The organism is Variovorax boronicumulans, from assembly GCF_030812215.1.
GTDB classification, from domain to species: domain Bacteria; phylum Pseudomonadota; class Gammaproteobacteria; order Burkholderiales; family Burkholderiaceae_C; genus Variovorax; species Variovorax boronicumulans_C.
Genome location: NZ_JAUSSG010000001.1, coordinates 1046816 through 1063423, shown reverse-complemented (window position 1 = coordinate 1063423; position 16608 = coordinate 1046816). Strand labels below are relative to the sequence as shown.

Below are 16608 nucleotides of genomic sequence, written 5' to 3'. Positions count from 1 at the left end.
TGCATCTGTTCATAAAGCCTCATTCCGTGAGGCGACAATGGCACAGAAACTGCATCCTTCGTTCCCGTATTCCTAACCACCATCCAACTCAGGAGAAACTGATGGCAAAGACCGTCGCCGATGTACTCAAGCTCGTCAAGGAAAACGAGGTCAAGTTCATCGACTTCCGCTTCACCGACACCCGTGGCAAAGAGCAGCACGTCACCGTGCCGGTCTCGGCTTTCGATGAAGACAAATTCACCTCGGGCCACGCGTTCGACGGCTCGTCCATCGCTGGTTGGAAGGGGATCGAAGCTTCGGACATGCAGCTCATGCCCGACCCGAACACCGCCAACATCGACCCCTTCTTCGAAGAAACGACGCTGATCCTGACCTGCGACGTGATCGACCCGGCAGACGGCAAGGCCTACGAGCGCGATCCGCGTTCGCTCGCCAAGCGCGCCGAGGCGTACATGAAGGCTTCGGGCCTGGGCGACACCGCCTTCTTCGGTCCGGAACCCGAATTCTTCGTGTTCGACGGCGTTCGCTGGAAGAACGACATGTCGGGCTGCTTCGTGAAGATCGACTCCGAAGAAGCCTCGTGGAACACCGACAAGGAATACGAGCACGGCAACACCGGCCACCGTCCGGCGGTCAAGGGCGGCTACTTCCCGGTTCCCCCGGTCGACAGCTTCCAGGACATGCGCTCGGAAATGTGCCTGGTGCTCGAATCGCTCGGCATCCCGGTCGAAGTGCATCACCATGAAGTGGCCAACGCCGGCCAGATGGAACTGGGTACCAAGTTCAGCACGCTCGTGCAGCGCGCCGACTGGGTCCAGCTGCAGAAGTACGTGATCCACAACGTGGCCCACGCCTACGGCAAGACCGCCACCTTCATGCCCAAGCCCATCGTCGGCGACAACGGCTCGGGCATGCACGTGCACCAGTCGGTCTGGAAGGACGGCAAGAACCTGTTCGCCGGCGACGGCTACGCAGGCCTGTCCGACTTCGCGCTGCACTACATCGGCGGCATCATCAAGCACGCCCGTGCCCTGAACGCCATCACGAACCCCGGCACCAACAGCTACAAGCGCCTGGTGCCCGGCTTCGAAGCCCCGGTGAAGCTGGCCTACTCGGCCAAGAACCGCTCGGCCTCGATCCGCATCCCGTTCGTGGCCAACCCGAAGGGCCGCCGCGTCGAAGCGCGCTTCCCCGATCCGCTGATGAACCCGTACCTGGGCTTCGCGGCGCTGCTGATGGCCGGTCTCGACGGCGTGGAAAACAAGATCCACCCGGGCGAAGCCGCCAGCAAGGACCTGTACCACCTGCCGCCGGAAGAAGACGCGCTGATCCCGACCGTGTGCCACAGCCTCGACCAGGCCCTGGAATACCTGGACAAGGACCGTGCGTTCCTGACCAAGGGCGGCGTGTTCACCGACGCGTACATCGATGCGTACATCGAGCTGAAGATGCAGGAAGTCACCCGCTTCCGCATGGCGACGCACCCGGTCGAATTCGACATGTACTACTCGCTGTAATTGGCTCGCCCCCAGGCTGCGCGCACTTCGTGTCGCTTCGCCAACCCCTACCGGGGGCGACACCGGAGGCCCGGCAAAGCCGGTTCCTCGGTGTCCCGCGAAAGGGACGGTGTAAGCCTGATGGGTTATGAAAGGACGGCCTCGGCCGTCCTTTTTCCTTGGGCCGGAACATCTTGTCACCGGTGGCCTCGAATTGCATGAAAATGCGCCTTTGTCGCGCCACCCACCGATTCACATGAAGACTGCTTCTCTCATTATCCTGGCCGGTTCATTGTTGGCCTTCGCCCTGCCAGCGTCCTCGCAGGAGCGTGTATGGCGCTGCGGCAATGAATACACCAACAACTCCACCATCGCCCAGCAAAAGGGCTGCAAGGTCATGGAGGGCGGCAACGTCACCGTCGTCCAGGGTGGTGGCGGCACGACGAAGTCGTCGGGCGGCTCGGGCAGTTCGGGTTCGTCCGCGGCGCGCGCACCGGCCGGCAGCCCGCGCGTCGAAGGCGTCGACCAGCGCGCCCGGGACGGCGAAGCCCGTTCGGTGCTCGAGTCCGAGCTCAAGAAGGCCGAGGCCCGCCAGGCCGAGCTGCAGAAGGAATACAACAACGGCGAGCCCGAAAAGCAGGGCAGCGAAGGCCGCAACTACCAGAAGTACCTCGACCGCGTGGCCGAAATGAAGGCCGAACTCGCGCGCAACGAGAGCGACATCGCAGGCATCCGCCGGGAAATCGGCCGGCTGCCCGGCAACAAGCCCCAGTAAGCAACGCATGGCATTCGGGAAGAAGGCGGTCGGCGCCAACGTGCGCTTTCAATCCTTCGACCTGCTGTCCACGCTGATCGCCGTGGTCAACAGCGACGGCTCCGTGCTGTTCGCCAATGCGGGCCTCGAAGACGCATTGGGCACCTCGCGGCGGACGCTCGAAGGCTCGCAGTTCGGCGCGTGTTTCCACGAGCCGCAGGTGCTGCGCACCGCCATCGACGGCGCCAGCAGCAACGACTTCGCCACGCTGCGCTACGAAGCGTTCCTGCGCCGCGTCAATCACGAGCTGATGCCGGTGCAGGTCACGCTGGCGCATGGCGACAAGAAGGGCGAACTCATCATCGAGATGTCGCCGCTCGAGCACCAGGTGCGGCAAGACCGAGAAGAGCGTCTCATCGACCAGGCGCAGGCGAACAAGGAGCTCATCCGCAACCTCGCGCACGAGATCAAGAACCCGCTCGGCGGCATCCGCGGCGCGGCGCAACTGCTGCAGATGGAGGTCGAGTCGCGCGACCTCATCGAATACACCCAGGTCATCATCCATGAGGCCGACCGGCTGCAGACGCTGGTCGACAGGCTGTTGGCACCGCATCGCCGTCCGCACGTGGTGGGTGACGTCAACATCCACGAAGTCTGCGAACGCGTGCGCTCGGTGATCCTTGCGGAGTTTCCGCGCGACCTGCACATCGAGCGCGACTTCGACGTGTCGATCCCCGAGTTCCGCGGCGACCGCGAGCAGCTCATCCAGGCCACCCTCAACATCGTGCACAACGCCGCGCAGGCCCTCGCGGAGCGCCGCGCGGCAGGCGATGCGCAGATCACTTTCAAGACCCGCATCGCCCGCCAGGTGATATTCAACAAGCAGTGGTATCGATTGGCATTGGAATTGCATGTCATCGACAATGGACCGGGTGTGCCGGACACGATCAAGGACCGCATCTTCTATCCGCTCGTATCGGGCAGGGAAGGCGGAACAGGGCTGGGGTTGACGCTTGCGCAAACTTTTGTGCAACAGCATCACGGCGTGATCGAGTGCGACAGCGTCCCGGGCCGGACCGATTTCAAGATACTGATACCGCTGCCCTAGCGCAGCACGGCAACAAGGAGATGCATGAAGCCGATCTGGATAGTTGATGACGACCAATCGATCCGCTTCGTGCTCGAGAAGGCCTTGCTGCGCGAAGACTTGCCCACGCGCAGTTTCACGAATACGCGCGAGGTGCTCGCGGCCCTGGAGCAAGCCGACGACGACGAACAGCAGGGCCCCCAGGTCCTGGTGAGCGACATCCGCATGCCCGGCGGCTCCGGACTCGACCTGCTCGACAAGATCAAGGCCAAGCACCCCGGCCTGCCGGTCATCATCATGACGGCGTTCTCCGACCTCGACAGCGCCGTCTCGGCCTTCCAGGGCGGCGCCTTCGAATACCTGCCCAAGCCCTTCGACCTGCCGCGCGCAGTCGAACTCATCCGCCGCGCGGTCGACGAAAGCCAGCGCGAGGAAGTCTCCGAAGAGCGCATGGTCGCCGCGCCCGAAATGCTCGGCCAAGCCCCCGCGATGCAGGACGTGTTCCGCGCCATCGGGCGGCTGTCGCAAAGCAACGTCACGGTGCTCATCACCGGTGAATCGGGTTCGGGCAAGGAATTGGTGGCGCGCGCGCTGCATAAGCACTCGCCGCGCGCCAACGGCCCTTTCGTGGCCATCAACACCGCGGCCATTCCCAAGGACTTGCTGGAGAGCGAACTCTTCGGCCACGAGCGCGGCGCCTTCACCGGTGCGCAGACCATGCGGCGCGGCCGCTTCGAGCAGGCCGAGGGCGGCACGCTCTTCCTCGACGAAATCGGCGACATGCCGTTCGACCTGCAAACGCGTCTTCTGCGCGTGCTGAGCGACGGTCATTTCTACCGCGTGGGCGGCCACAACTCGGTCAAGGCCAACGTGCGCGTGATCGCGGCGACCCACCAGGACCTGGAACAGCGCGTGAAGCTCGGCGGCTTCCGCGAAGACTTGTTCCACCGCCTCAACGTGATCCGCCTGCGCCTGCCGGCACTGCGCGAGCGCGGCGAGGATGTGCCAGCGCTCACGCGCCACTTCCTGCAGGTGAGCGCGCGTCAGCTGGGCGTGGAGCCCAAGCGCATCTCCGATGCGGCGCTGGCGAAGCTCGCGGCCTTCAGCTTCCCGGGCAACGTGCGCCAGCTCGAGAACATCTGCCATTGGCTGACCGTGATGGCGCCCGCGCAGCTGATCGAAGCGAAGGACCTGCCGCCCGAAGTGATGGCGGCTGCCGCCGAAGGGCATGTGACCGAGGCGCTGGTGCCGGCGACGACTACTGCGCATCCCCTGGCCGCGCCCTTGCCGGCCATCACCGAGCGCGAATCCGTATCGGCGACGACTGCATCCGAAGCCACGGAAGCCCCGGCCGGCGTGAGCAGCTGGGAAAGCGGCCTGGAGCTCGAAGCCCAAGCCTTGCTGGCGGCCGGCCGCACGGACGTCTGGGATGTGCTCTCGCGCCGCTTCGAGTCGCGCCTGATCCTCACGGCGCTGGGCAGCACCCGCGGCCGGCGCATCGAAGCCGCCCAGAAGCTGGGCATCGGGCGCAACACCATCACCCGGAAGATCCAGGAACTCGGCATCGAGTGAGCGCGGGCCCGAGGCATCGCGCCTCGGGGACTGCTACCGGCTTCGCTGGCCCAGCGTCAGCGAGTCGAGCTGGAACTTTCCGCTCTTGTCCCAGAGCCAGGTATCGACATAGGTATGCCCGCCCAGCTTGCCCGGCGAAGGCAGCGGGGACGTCGCCTTGATGAGCTCGGCAATCATCGGCGGCACCTCCGGCGCATGGCTCGGCACGCGGCTGAAGCTCACGTTGGTTACCTTGCCATCCGCATCGATGTCCGTCTCGACCACCACCACGGCGTAGACCAGCGGCGGAATCTTTCCCTTGTAGATCCGGTTGGCGTACGCCTTGTAGATGTGGCGCGCGCCCGTCTTGCGGTAGGTGCGCACGGCGGGTGTCTGTGCTGTGATCAGCCGCACCGTCGGCACGTCGCTCTTGCCCGGCGGCCCCGCTTCGTCTGTCGGCGTCGTGGCGCTCTTGCCGTCTTCCGTCTTCTCGGCGGGCTTGAGGATCGAGCAGGCGCCCAGCGTCAGCGCGATGGCGAAGATTCCAAGGGTGCGGCCGGTCCGCAGAAGCAGGTGCTTGGTCATTGCGGGCTGGGCTCAGGCGTCCGGGGCCAGGTCGAGCACCACGGGCGCGTGATCGCTCGGCTTCTCCCACTTGCGCGGCACGCGATCGATGACGCAGCCCTTCACGCGCGGCACCAGCGGCTCGCTCACGAGCACGTGGTCGATGCGCAGGCCCCGGTTCTTCTGGTAGCCGAGCATGCGGTAGTCCCACCACGAGTAGCTTTTCTCGGGTTGCTCGAACATGCGGAAGCTGTCGGTCAGGCCCAGGCCGAGCAGCGCCTTGAAATGGTTGCGCTCCTCGGTCGTGTGATGGATCGTTTCCTTCAGCCCCACCGGGTCGAAGCTGTCGCGGTCTTCGGGCGTGATGTTGAAGTCGCCCAGCAGCACCAGGTTCGGGTGCGCCACGAGCTCCTGGCGCAGCCATTCGCGCAGCGCGTCCAGCCACTTCAGCTTGTATTCGAACTTGTCGGTGCCCGGCGCCTGGCCGTTCACGAAGTAGCCGTTGACCACGCGCAGCGGTCCCGTCGGCGTCTCGACGGTGGCGGCGATCACGCGCGACTGGTCGTCCGTGAAACCGCCGATGTTCTTCACCACGTCGCGCACCGGCGCGAGGCTCAGGATGGCGACGCCGTTGTAGGTCTTCTGGCCGAACACTGCGGCCTCGTAGCCGGCCGACTTGAGCACCTCGAGCGGGAACTTGTCGTCGGACATCTTGAGCTCCTGCAGGCAGAGCACGTCGACCGGGTTGGCGATCAGCCAGTCGAGCACGTGCTGCAGGCGGGCCGTGAGGGAGTTGACGTTCCAGGTGGCAATTTTCATGACTTTGCTAAGTTGTTGTATTCGAACAGTTTTTTGCCTTTTCATGGCGTAATTTTGGGTCTGTGCCCGCTGGCCTACCCGTTCCATGAATCGCTGCGGCTTGGCCCCTTGGGCACCGATCGGCCAGCTTCACGGCCTTGGTACGCAGGAAGCCACGCTTCGAGCCGGCGACGTTCTCATCCTGCGCGCCACGAACCAGCCTGCGCCAATCGGTCAGACGCGGTCGCGCGCATGGCGTTCATTCTCATCGACGCGGCCTGAGACGTGGACCCGGGGAACCCTGAAGCAGTTCAGGCCGTTGAAATCGCAGCGTTGCAGCGTTGATTCCGAACGGCTGCGTTCGCATGATCGGTGGCTTCATGGGCGGTGGCACGCCACCGCGCCTGGTCGACGAACTGGCGCAGGGCCCTTTGGCACCCTGCTGGCGGGCGGGAACCTCAGCCCTGCTTGCGCATGGCGAAGCAGGCGCCGGCCACCAGGATGAACGCCCCGATGATCACCTTCTGCCAGGTACTCGGCACGCCCGCCAGGATCAGCACGTTGTTGATCAGCGTGACCAGCACCACGCCCAGCAGCGTGCCGCCGACGGTGCCGCTGCCGCCGGTGATGCGCGCGCCGCCCAGGATCACGGCGGCGATCACGTCCAGCTCGTTGCCCACCAGGTCGAAGGGATTCGCCAGGCGCGTGCTCGAGACGTGCACGATGCCCGCCAGCCCCGACAGGAAGCCCGCGTAGGCGAACACGAAGATGTGCACCGTGCGCAGGTTGTAGCCCAGCCGCTCGGCAATCGCGAGGCTGCCGCCGATGGCGTACACCGCGCGGCCGATGAGCGTGCGGTTCAGCAGCCACCACGTCAGCACTGCCGCGCCGGCCAGCACCAGCACCGTGGCGGGCAGCACCACGTGCAGGCCCTGCGCGGTGTCGAAGCGCCAGAGCGCCAGCTTGCCGAACGCGTCCATCGGCGCGGGCACGTTCATGAAGAACACCGTCCCGACGAACGTCAGCAGGATGCCGCGGTACAGGTACTGCGTGCCGATGGTCACGATCAGCGACGGCGCCTTGAGCCAATGCACCAGCAGGCCATTGAACACGCCCAGCACCGCGCCGCTCACCGCGCCTGCCGCCAGCAGCAAGGCGATGGGCGCTTCGGGAAAGTGGTTCAGCACCAGCTTCGTGATGCTGTACATCGTGAGCGCGGCAATGGCGGCGAACGACACATCGATGCCGCCGGCGGCCAGCACGATCAGCACGCCCAGCGCGAACAGCCCGAGCACCGTGCAGGCCCGCACGATGTCGAACAGCACCGGCAGCTGGAAGAAGCCCGGGTTGATGGCGCCGACCGCCAGGCACACCAGCACGATCAGCGCGAGCGTGAAGACCGAGGGGCGCTGCGCGAGCCAGCCGCGCCAGGAGGCCGGTGCCTTGGGGGCCGCTTGCGCAGCCGGGGTCGGCGCGGTCGTGGAATGCGCTTGCATGGTGGAGGCCGTCATGAGAATGCGGGGGAAGCAGAAGTGGGGGAGTCGGAAACCAGTGCGTGGTAGAGCTCGCTCTCGGCCAGGCCCTGTGCGTCGAAGTCGTTGGCGATGCGGCCCTTGCGCATCAGCAGGATGCGGTCGCAGTTCTGCAGCAGCTCCTGCAGGTCGTCGCTGACCAGGATCACGCCCAGGCCCTGCTCGGCCAGCCGCTGCACGATGCGGTAGATGGTGTCCTTGGAGCCCACGTCCACGCCCACGGTGGGGCCGTGCAGTATCAGTACGCGCGGGTCGATGGCGAGCCAGCGGCCGATGAGCACGCGCTGCTGGTTGCCGCCCGAGAGCGATTGCACCGGGCGGTCCACGTCGGGCGTGGCGATCTGCAAATCGCCCACGGTGCGTTCGGCCAGCGCCTGGCATTGCTTCGCATCGAGTGCGCCGAAGCGGCCGCGCAGGCGGCCGAGCACGGCCGTGACGATGTTGTCGCGAATCGGCTTGTCGAGAAACAGCCCCTCGCTCAGCCGGTCTTCCGGCACGTAGCCGATGCCCTGGCGGATGCCGTCGCTCGGCGTCTTCAGCGTGACCTGCCGGCCGTCGAGCGCGATGCGCCCGCGGTCGGCGGCCTGCACGCCGGCCAGGGCCAGCGCCAGCTCGTTGCGGCCCGAGTCGAGCAGCCCGGTGATGCCCAGGATCTCGCCCTTGTGCAGCGTGAAATCCACGTCGCTGAACTGCGCGCCGCGGCCGAGCGCCTCGACCTTCAGCAGCGTGTCGCCGCCGTGCGTCCGGTGGCGGTAGCGCGCGCCGTCGAGCTGCTTGCCCGTCATCCAGTGCGCGAGCTCGGCCTTGGTGAAGTCGCGGATCGGCCCCTGCGCCACCTTCGTGCCGTCGCGGAACACGATGGCCTGGCCGCCCATGGCCATGCACTCGTCCAGCTTGTGGCTCACGAACAGCACGGCCACGCCCTGCGCGCGCAGGTGCTCGACCACATGCACGAGGTTGTCGACTTCCTTCTGCGTGAGCGAGGTGGTGGGCTCGTCCATGATGACCATGCGCGCGCGCGTGGCCACGGCGCGCGCAATCGCCACCAGCTGCCGCGTGGCGATGGGCAGCTCGTCGACGCGGCGCGCAAGAAAGGCCGCGTCGGTCGGCAGCTTCACCGTTTCGAGGGCGCGCACGGCCGTGGCGGCCACCGCCTTGCGGTCGAAGCGCCGCGCGAGCTTGCCGCCGGTGGCGACCAGCTGCTCGCTGAGCGCGACGTTCTCGGCCACGCTCATGTTCGGCAGCAGCGACAGGTCTTGGTAGACCGTCTCGATGCCCAGCGTGAGCGCCTCCAGCGGCGACAGCGATTCGTGTGGATGGCCATCGATCACGATGCGCCCCTGGCTCGGCGGCTGCGCGCCCGAGATGATCTTGATGAGCGTGCTCTTGCCGCAGCCGTTCTCGCCGAGCAGGTGGTAGATCTCGCCGGCTTCGATCGTGAGGTCGATGCCGCGCAGCGCGTGCACGCCCGCGAAGCGCTTGTGCACGTCCTGCACTTCGAGGAAGACACGGCGCCCGGTGCCGGGCACCGGGCTTTGCGTGGAAGGTGCGGAAGGGGTCATGTGCTCAAGGCTTTCGCGACGATCGGAAGGCAAGGATCAGAAGGCGTACTTCTTGTAGTTCTGCTTGTCGACCTCGACCCAGGCCTGCCCCGTGACGATGATGCCCACGCCCGGACCCTTCTTGACCGCGACCTTGTTGTAGCCCTGCACGCCCATGTCGGTGCCGTCGGTGATGGTCTTGCCGTCCAGCAGCATCTTGGCCGCCTTGTTCATGACGATGCCGGCGTCCTTCGGATCCCAGAAGGCGATGCCGCCGACCGCGCCCGACTCGAGGAACTTGGCCGCCTCGCTCGGCAGACCCGTGCCGTACACGCAGACCTTGCCCTGCAGGCCGGCTTCTTCCACCGCGCGGCCGATGCCCAGCACGTCGAGCGACGACGAGCCCTGGAAGCCCTTCAGGTCGGGGTGCTTGCGCAGCATTTCCTTGGCCTTGCCGTAGGCTTTTTCCGCGTCGTTGAGCGACTCGTTCTTGGCATCGACCAGCTGCATCTTGGGGTACTTCTTCGCGTTGTTCGCGCCGCCGTCGGCCCACTGCACCTGCGACTGGCTGCCCAGCGAGCCGACCAGCGAGGTCCACTTGCCCTGCTGGCCCATGCAGGCGGCCAGGCGTTCGTTGATGCGCGCGCCATAGGCCGTGTTGTCGAAAGCCTCGATGTCGACCATGGTGTTCTTCTGGTTGTCGGCCTCGTGCGTCACCACCTTGATGCCGCGCTCCATCGCGCGCTTGAGCACCGGCTCGAGCGTGGGCGGGTCCATCGAGACCACGGCGATCGCATCGACCTTCTTGGCCACCAGGTCTTCGATCAGGCGCTGCTGCTGCGCGGCGTCCGATTGGGCCGGGCCGATCTGGCGGGTGGCGACACCCGGCGTGCTGGCGCCGAATTCCTTCACGCCCACTTCCATGCGGTTGAACCAGCTGATGCCGGTGATCTTCACCACGGTGACGATGTCCTGCGGCTTGCCCTGCGCATGCAGCGCGGAGGCGAAGGCCACGGTGCCCAGTGCCAGCACGGTGCAGGCGATCTTTGTTTTCTTCAGCATGTCTTTTGTCTCCTAGCCCTCGGTGGTTCTTCGCGTCGCGCCAGGAGGGGACTGGTGCGGCGGTGCGCTGGAGCGCGTAATCGAAACGAAGCTGCGCAGGTCGGCAAGGCTCAACCGTGCCGATGCCAGGAAGAACAGCAGCAAGAGGCCCCAGGCGCAATCGCGGAAGAAGTTGGAGATGCCCAGCAGGTTGAAGGTGCTGGACAGGAGCTGCAGCGCCACGGCCGAGAAGAACAGGCACACCATGCGCCCGTAGCCGCCCTGTGGACGCACGCCCGCCATCACCGTGATGAGGATGGCGATGAGCAGGTAGGAGTTGCCGTAGTCCGACTTCACGCTGGCCGTGCGGGCCGCGATGATCACGCCCGCCACCGCCGCGAGCACGCCGCACAGCGCGTAGGTGGCCACCAGCATGCGGTTCTGCGAAATGCCCGCGTAGCGCGCCGCCTTGGCATTGGTGCCCAGGAGGAAGAGACGGATGCCGAAGGGACTCTGCTTGAGCAGCCAGCCCACGCCCAGCAGCATCGCCACGAAGATGACGAACGGAATCGGCACGCCCAGCACCATCTCGTTGCCGATGGCCGAGAGCGGCTCGGCATCGCCCACGCGCAGGCTGGAGCCGCCGGTGAGCACCACGGCGAAGCCGGTGTAGAGCAGCTGCGTGCCCAGCGTGCAGAGAATGGGCGTGAGCCCGGCGCGCGCGATCAGCAGCCCGTTGAGCAGCCCGCCCGCCAGGCCCACCGCCAGCGCGATCACGGCGAACCATGCCGTGTAGATCCAGGGCGAGGCGTCGGGCGCCGCGAGCATCGGCGCCACCGTGGCGGCAACCACGCCGGCCAGGTTGGCCAGCGCAACGCCCGACAGGTCGATGCCGCCGTTGCCCGAGATCATCGACAGCGCCACGCCCATCGCCAGCAGGCCCAGTTCGGGCAACTGGCCGCCCATCGACTGGAAGTTGTAGACGTCGAGGAAGTCGCCCTTGGACAGCACCGTCGCGACCACGAGGATCACGACGTTGATGGCGACCAGGAAGTTGAGTTCGCGGTCTGAAAACCTGGAAGTCATGGCGGGCTCTTTCAGTGGGCGCGGTGCATCAGCGCATCGACTTCGGCGCGCGTGGGCATCGAGGGCGCGGTGCCGGCGCGCGTGACCGAGATGGCGGCCACCGCCGAGCCGAAGCGCGCGGCCTCCAGCGGCGAGGCGCCTTCGGCCAGTGCCGCCGCGAAGCCGCCGTTGAAGGCGTCGCCCGCACCGGTCGTTTCCTTCACCGCACCGGCATTGAACACGGGGATGTGCACCGAGCCGCTCGCGCTGTGCAGCAGCGCACCCTTGTCGCCGAGCGTGATGAGCGCACAGCCCACGCCCTTGGCCAGGAAGAAGTCGCCCGCGCGGCGCGCATCGTCGATGGTTTCCACCGCGATGCCGCTGAGCGCCGCGGCCTCGTGCTCGTTGGGCGTGATGTAGTCGCACAGCGCGTACAGCGCATCGTCGAAGGGCAGGGCGGGCGCGGGGTTGAACACCGTCACCGTGCCGGCGGCGCGCGCCAGTTCCAGGCCGCGCTGCGCGGCGCTGGCGGGCTGTTCGAGCTGCGTGACGAACACGCGCGCACCGCGGATGGCATCGGCCGCCGCGTCTACGTCGGCCGCGTCGATGAGCGCTGCGGCGCCCGGCACAACGATGATCGCGTTGGCGCCCGAGACCTCGTGCACGTAGATGAAGGCCGCACCGGTCGGCTGCCCCGCCACCTGCGGGGTGCGCGGCGTGATGCCTTCCTCTGCCCAGAGCGCGAGCGCGTTCGCGGCGAAGGCGTCCTGCCCGAGCTTGGAGATGAACGTGACCCCCGCGCCCGCGCGCGCTGCCGCCACGGCCTGGTTCGAGCCCTTGCCGCCGGGCCCCATGGCGAAGCCCGAGCCCGCGATGGTTTGGCCGACGCCCGGAAGCTGGGCCGCGCGGAATGCGAGGTCGGCCACGAAGATGCCGAGCACGGCGACGCCGCGCTGCTGCTGTGAAGAGACGGGGATGGCGGTCATTCGATCAGGCCTCGGGCGCGAGCACGCCTTTTTTGAAGATGAAGCAGCCGTAGAAGCGGCGCTCGCCCGTGGCGATCACGCAGTAGGCGCGGCGCGCGGCTTCGTAGAAGGCGAAGCGCTCGATGGAACCCAGCGGGCGGGCGCGTCCCTCGGCCGCATCGATCTCGCGCTGCATTTCCTGCTGCACCGGCGGGATCTCGTTCGGCGCGCCCATGATCTCCATGCGTCGCGCGGGATCGTCCACCGCGTTGTCCAGCGGCAGCACCGAAAGAATGGCGCGCGCCGCCTCGGTGGTGCCCACGCCGTCGATGCGCAGCACCCGGCCCAGGGTGGTCTGGCGTGCGACCGAATCGGCCGGGAAGTTGGCGTCGCACAGCACCAGTTCGTCGCCATGGCCCATGGCGCGCAGGGCGTAAAGCACGTCCGCATTGAGCAGCGGATGGATGGACTTCAGCATGTTTGTCTCCGTGAAGGACTTGTCGTTCTTTCGACGTATCTTAGAGAAAGAAAACGTTTGCGCAAACGTTTGCTATTTGGGGATTTCCCTTGGTTTCCTTGGCTCCGTTGGACGCCGGGCGCTCATTCGCCATAGGGAATCCAGATGTTCTTGACCTGGGTGGCGTGCCGCAGAAACAGCGCGCCCTCGGCCGAGGCGGCGTCGTGCCAGTCGGTGGCCAGGCCGTGGTCGACCAGCGTGCGCTTGAGGTTGCCCACCGACAGCCGCTCGGCGTTGCGCGAGAGCGCCTTCGCGCCGAAAACCCAGAGCGCGTCGACGTCGTCGTGCTCGGCGAGCGTCTGCACGAGGCTGGCCGCGGGGCCGGTCACCAGGTTGATCGTGCCGGCCGGCAGGTCGGAGGTTTCGAGCACCTGGTAGAAGTCGGTGGCCACCAGCGGATGCCTCTCGCTCGGCACGATCACCGTGCGGTTGCCCATGGCCATGAGCGGCGCGAACAGGCTCACGAAGGACAGCAGCGGCGCCTCGTCGGGGCACACCACGCCGACCACGCCGATGGCCTCGACGGTGGCCAGCGCCACGCCGCGCAGCGGCGGCACATGCACCGTGCCTTCGTACTTGTCGGCCCATGCGCCGTAGGCGAACAGGCGGCTCACCGAGGCATCGACCTCGGCCTGCGCCGCAGGCGCGCCCACGCCGGTCAGGCTGGCGATGCGCCCGGCGAATTCGTCGGCGCGGGCCGCGAGGTTTTCCGCGAGGTAGTAGAGCGCCTGTGCACGGCGGTGCGGCGTGGCGCTCGACCAGCTCGCGGCCGAGCGCGCGGCGGCGACGGCGTTGCGGATGTCCTTGCGGTTGCCAGTGCCGACCTCGCCGATGCGTTGCCCGTTCGCCGCGAACACCGGGTGCGAGAGCTCGCCATCCGGGCGCACCTGCTTGCCGCCGACGAACAGCTTGGCCGTGCGGTCGATGGCCGGCAGCGTGATCGAAGACTTGGGCTGCGTCTTGGGCGCCTCGTTCGCGGCTTCCAATGCGACAGCCGCAGTGCGCGGCTTGCGCTCGGCCCAGGCGCGCGGCTTCAGGTATTCGTAGCAGCCCTCGCGCCCACCTTCACGGCCGTATCCCGATTCGCGGTAGCCGCCGAAGCCCACGCCCGCATCGAACAGGTTGGTCGCGTTGACCCACACCACGCCGGCCTGCAGTTGCGGCGCGATGCCCAGTGCCAGCCCGATGGTCTCGCTCCACACGCTCGCGGCCAGGCCGTAGCGCGTGTTGTTGGCCAGCGCGACGGCTTCGTCGGGCGTGCGGAAGGTCATGGTCACCAGCACCGGGCCGAAGATCTCTTCGGTCGCCACGGTCGATGCGGGGTGCACGTTGGTCAGCAGCGTCGGCGGGAAGAAGCTGCCGCCCGGCGGCAGTGAGCCCGGTGCCTGGAAGCAGCTCGCGCCTTCGCGCACGCCGGTGGCCACCAGCGTGCGCACGCGCTCGAGCTGGGTGGGGTCGATCAGGCTGCCCATGTCGATCGTCTTGTCCAGCGGCGAGCCCACGCGCAGGCTCTGCATGCGGCGCTTGAGGCGTTCGATGAAGTCGGCCGCAATGCCTTCCTGCAGCAGCAGCCGCGAACCGGCGCAGCACACCTGGCCCTGGTTGAACCAGATGGCATCGACCACGCCTTCGACGGCCGCGTCGATGTCCGCATCGTCGAACACGATGAAGGGCGACTTGCCGCCCAGCTCCAGCGTGAGCGACTTGCCCGAGCCGGCGGTGGCCTCGCGGATCAGGCGCCCCACGTCGGTCGAGCCGGTGAAGGCGATCTTGTCGACGCCTTCGTGCGCGACCAGCGCCGCACCCGTGGCGCCGTCGCCTGTCACCACGTTCAGCACGCCCGGCGGCAGGCCGGCCTCTGCGGCCAGTTCGGCAAAGAGCAGGGCGCTCAGCGGCGTGAGCTCGGCGGGCTTGAGCACCACAGTGTTGCCCAGGGCGAGCGCAGGCGCGATCTTCCAGGCGAGCATCAGCAGCGGGAAGTTCCACGGAATGATCTGGCCGACGACGCCCAGCGGCACCTGGTCGGCGAACTCGCGCTCTTGCAGCTGCGCCCATCCGGCATGGTGATAGAAGTGGCGCGCCACCAGCGGCACGTCCAGGTCGCGCGTCTCGCGGATGGGCTTGCCGTTGTCCAGCGCCTCGACCACCGCCAAGAGGCGTGCATGGCGCTGCACCATGCGCGCCAGGGCGTAGAGGTGGCGTGCGCGGCCGTGGCCGCCGAGCGCGAGCCAGCCGGGCTGCGCGGCGCGCGCCGCAGCAACGGCCGCATCCACGTCCTGCGCGGAACCCTGCGCGATGCCGGCCAGGCGCTGGCCGGTGGCGGGTTCGGCCGTATCGAACTGCGCGCCGGCCGAGGCCTGGGTGAAGCGCCCGTCGATGAAGTGGCCGAAGCCCTCGGCATGGCGCGCGAGCCATTGGCGCGCATCGGTGTCGCTCTCTGGCGCGGGGCCGTAGTCCATGGTGTCGAAATAGCGTGCGACGCTGATGCTGCTGTTGTTGTTCTGGCTGCTGCTCATCGGGTCATCCGATCGGGTGGCGGTTGAAGGCCGAGTAGCGGCCCGTGACGTGGTGCTCCAGCTGGCGCTCGATGTCGGCCAGCAGCGTGGAGGCGCCGATGCGGAACAGGTCGGGCTCGAGCCAGGCGCGGCCCAGCTCTTCCTTCATGAGCACCTGATAGTCGAGTGCGGTCTTGGCGGTGGAGACGCCGCCGGCGGGCTTGTAGCCCACGCGAAAGCCGGTGCGGGCCTCGTACTGGCGGATCATCCGCAGCATCACCAGCGTGACCAGCGGCGTGGCATTCACGCCTTCCTTGCCGGTGGAGGTCTTGATGAAATCCGCGCCGGCCATCATGCAGACCATCGAGGCCTTGGCCACGTTGCGCAGCGTCTTGAGTTCACCCGTCGCAAGAATCGCCTTGACGTGCGCGTCGCCGGCCGCGCTGCGGAAGTCGCGCATCTCGTCGTAGAGCTTCTGCCACTGCCCGGTGAGCACGTGCTCGCGGGTGATGACGATGTCGATCTCCGAGGCGCCATCGCGCACCGAGGCTTCGATTTCCTTGAGCTTGAGCTCGTGCGGAATGAGCCCCGCCGGAAAGCCCGTAGACACCGCGGCCACCGGGATGCCGGTGCCCGCGAGCGCCTCGACCGCCGTCGACACGAAGCGGTGGTACACGCACACCGCGCCCGTGTGCAGCGTGCGGTCGGCAAAGCCCAGCGCGGCCAGCAGGTCGGGACGCACGGGCGTGACCGCCTTGGCGCAAAGCCGGCGCACGCGCTCGGCCGTGTCGTCGCCGTTGAGCGTGGTCAGGTCGATGCAGGTGATGGCCTTGAGCAGCCAGCCGGCCTGCGCGTCTTTCTTGACGGAGCGGCGTCCCGGCAGCGTGGCCACGCGGCGTTCGGCGGCCGAGAGGTTGATTCGGATGTTGTCGAACCAGCCGGTGTCGAAGGGCTGCGCGGTGTTGCGTGCGGCGGCGTGCGGCGGCGCCAGTGCTTCGGCGGATGCGGCAGGGGCCGCGGGGGCGAGCGCCGCGACGGCGCTGGCGGGCGGCGCCGGCCGCGAGCGCACGGCGCCGCTGCTGCGAACGAGGGAGGTGGATGTCATGACGTGATGGGCGCCGTGGCGCGCAGGGGCCGCAGGTGCGGCGGGCAGGCAAAGGGCATGTCTTGTGTGTCTCCGGTGCTGCGTCGCGCGGCGGCGC

Annotated in this window: 14 protein-coding genes; 4 read left to right on the top strand and 10 right to left on the bottom strand. The window is 67.4% G+C overall.

All coding sequences use genetic code 11. The features are described 5' to 3' along the window. Nucleotides 1–101: 101 nt before the first annotated feature. From glnA to ntrC, 4 genes are all read left to right on the top strand, one after another. Nucleotides 102–1517 (top strand): type I glutamate--ammonia ligase, encoded by a 1416-nt coding sequence (gene glnA, locus J2W23_RS05015; RefSeq protein WP_042582369.1) that lies wholly within the window; start codon nucleotides 102–104, stop codon nucleotides 1515–1517. A 235-nt stretch (nucleotides 1518–1752) separates the two neighbouring features. Continuing rightward, nucleotides 1753–2271 (top strand): hypothetical protein, encoded by a 519-nt coding sequence (locus tag J2W23_RS05010; RefSeq protein WP_307647882.1) that lies wholly within the window; start codon nucleotides 1753–1755, stop codon nucleotides 2269–2271. A 7-nt stretch (nucleotides 2272–2278) separates the two neighbouring features. Next, nucleotides 2279–3358: a nitrogen regulation protein NR(II) gene (gene glnL, locus J2W23_RS05005; RefSeq protein ID WP_307647881.1), complete on the top strand. Its 1080-nt coding sequence runs from the start codon at nucleotides 2279–2281 to the stop codon at nucleotides 3356–3358. Nucleotides 3359–3382: 24 nt separating this feature from the next. Beyond that, nucleotides 3383–4909 carry a nitrogen regulation protein NR(I) gene (ntrC, locus tag J2W23_RS05000; RefSeq protein ID WP_307647880.1) on the top strand — a complete coding sequence of 509 codons (1527 nt, stop codon included), beginning with the start codon at nucleotides 3383–3385 and terminating at the stop codon, nucleotides 4907–4909. Nucleotides 4910–4942: 33 nt separating this feature from the next. Here the strand turns inward: ntrC and J2W23_RS04995 are convergent, their stop codons facing one another. The 10 genes from J2W23_RS04995 to deoC form a co-directional block, all read right to left on the bottom strand. After that, on the bottom strand, nucleotides 4943–5473 hold the full coding sequence (locus tag J2W23_RS04995; protein ID WP_307647879.1) for a hypothetical protein: 531 nt from the start codon (nucleotides 5471–5473) through the stop codon (nucleotides 4943–4945). A 12-nt stretch (nucleotides 5474–5485) separates the two neighbouring features. Beyond that, nucleotides 5486–6271 (bottom strand): exodeoxyribonuclease III, encoded by a 786-nt coding sequence (gene xth / locus J2W23_RS04990; RefSeq protein WP_307647878.1) that lies wholly within the window; start codon nucleotides 6269–6271, stop codon nucleotides 5486–5488. A gap of 437 nt (nucleotides 6272–6708) precedes the next feature. Then, nucleotides 6709–7761: an ABC transporter permease gene (locus J2W23_RS04985; RefSeq protein WP_307647877.1), complete on the bottom strand. Its 1053-nt coding sequence runs from the start codon at nucleotides 7759–7761 to the stop codon at nucleotides 6709–6711. Then, a complete protein-coding gene (locus J2W23_RS04980; protein ID WP_307647876.1) occupies nucleotides 7758–9344 on the bottom strand; it encodes a sugar ABC transporter ATP-binding protein in 1587 nt (528 codons plus the stop codon). Before J2W23_RS04980 ends, J2W23_RS04985 begins: the two co-directional genes overlap by 4 nt. 36 nt (nucleotides 9345–9380) lie before the next feature. Further along, on the bottom strand, nucleotides 9381–10385 hold the full coding sequence (locus tag J2W23_RS04975) for a substrate-binding domain-containing protein (protein ID WP_307647875.1): 1005 nt from the start codon (nucleotides 10383–10385) through the stop codon (nucleotides 9381–9383). 12 nt (nucleotides 10386–10397) lie between these two features. Then, nucleotides 10398–11450 carry an ABC transporter permease gene (locus tag J2W23_RS04970; protein ID WP_307647874.1) on the bottom strand — a complete coding sequence of 351 codons (1053 nt, stop codon included), beginning with the start codon at nucleotides 11448–11450 and terminating at the stop codon, nucleotides 10398–10400. Nucleotides 11451–11461: 11 nt separating this feature from the next. Continuing rightward, nucleotides 11462–12415: a ribokinase gene (locus tag J2W23_RS04965; RefSeq protein ID WP_307647873.1), complete on the bottom strand. Its 954-nt coding sequence runs from the start codon at nucleotides 12413–12415 to the stop codon at nucleotides 11462–11464. A gap of 4 nt (nucleotides 12416–12419) precedes the next feature. Continuing rightward, complete coding sequence (locus tag J2W23_RS04960) at nucleotides 12420–12872, bottom strand: RbsD/FucU family protein (RefSeq protein WP_307647872.1); 453 nt, start codon at nucleotides 12870–12872, stop codon at nucleotides 12420–12422. 122 nt (nucleotides 12873–12994) lie between these two features. Beyond that, complete coding sequence (locus tag J2W23_RS04955; RefSeq protein WP_307648070.1) at nucleotides 12995–15397, bottom strand: aldehyde dehydrogenase family protein; 2403 nt, start codon at nucleotides 15395–15397, stop codon at nucleotides 12995–12997. Nucleotides 15398–15431: 34 nt separating this feature from the next. Continuing rightward, nucleotides 15432–16511: a deoxyribose-phosphate aldolase gene (gene deoC / locus J2W23_RS04950; RefSeq protein ID WP_307647871.1), complete on the bottom strand. Its 1080-nt coding sequence runs from the start codon at nucleotides 16509–16511 to the stop codon at nucleotides 15432–15434. Between the last annotated feature and the right edge of the window lie 97 nt (nucleotides 16512–16608).

Coding starts and splice junctions, on each gene's coding strand:
- J2W23_RS04995 (WP_307647879.1), bottom strand. CDS start 5,473: ATGACCAAGCACCTGCTTCTGCGGACCGGCCGCACCCTTGGAATCTTC.
- glnA (WP_042582369.1), top strand. CDS start 102: ATGGCAAAGACCGTCGCCGATGTACTCAAGCTCGTCAAGGAAAACGAG.
- J2W23_RS04985 (WP_307647877.1), bottom strand. CDS start 7,761: ATGACGGCCTCCACCATGCAAGCGCATTCCACGACCGCGCCGACCCCG.
- J2W23_RS04975 (WP_307647875.1), bottom strand. CDS start 10,385: ATGCTGAAGAAAACAAAGATCGCCTGCACCGTGCTGGCACTGGGCACC.
- deoC (WP_307647871.1), bottom strand. CDS start 16,511: ATGACATCCACCTCCCTCGTTCGCAGCAGCGGCGCCGTGCGCTCGCGG.
- J2W23_RS04960 (WP_307647872.1), bottom strand. CDS start 12,872: ATGCTGAAGTCCATCCATCCGCTGCTCAATGCGGACGTGCTTTACGCC.
- xth (WP_307647878.1), bottom strand. CDS start 6,271: ATGAAAATTGCCACCTGGAACGTCAACTCCCTCACGGCCCGCCTGCAG.
- J2W23_RS04970 (WP_307647874.1), bottom strand. CDS start 11,450: ATGACTTCCAGGTTTTCAGACCGCGAACTCAACTTCCTGGTCGCCATC.
- ntrC (WP_307647880.1), top strand. CDS start 3,383: ATGAAGCCGATCTGGATAGTTGATGACGACCAATCGATCCGCTTCGTG.
- glnL (WP_307647881.1), top strand. CDS start 2,279: ATGGCATTCGGGAAGAAGGCGGTCGGCGCCAACGTGCGCTTTCAATCC.
- J2W23_RS04980 (WP_307647876.1), bottom strand. CDS start 9,344: ATGACCCCTTCCGCACCTTCCACGCAAAGCCCGGTGCCCGGCACCGGG.
- J2W23_RS04965 (WP_307647873.1), bottom strand. CDS start 12,415: ATGACCGCCATCCCCGTCTCTTCACAGCAGCAGCGCGGCGTCGCCGTG.
- J2W23_RS05010 (WP_307647882.1), top strand. CDS start 1,753: ATGAAGACTGCTTCTCTCATTATCCTGGCCGGTTCATTGTTGGCCTTC.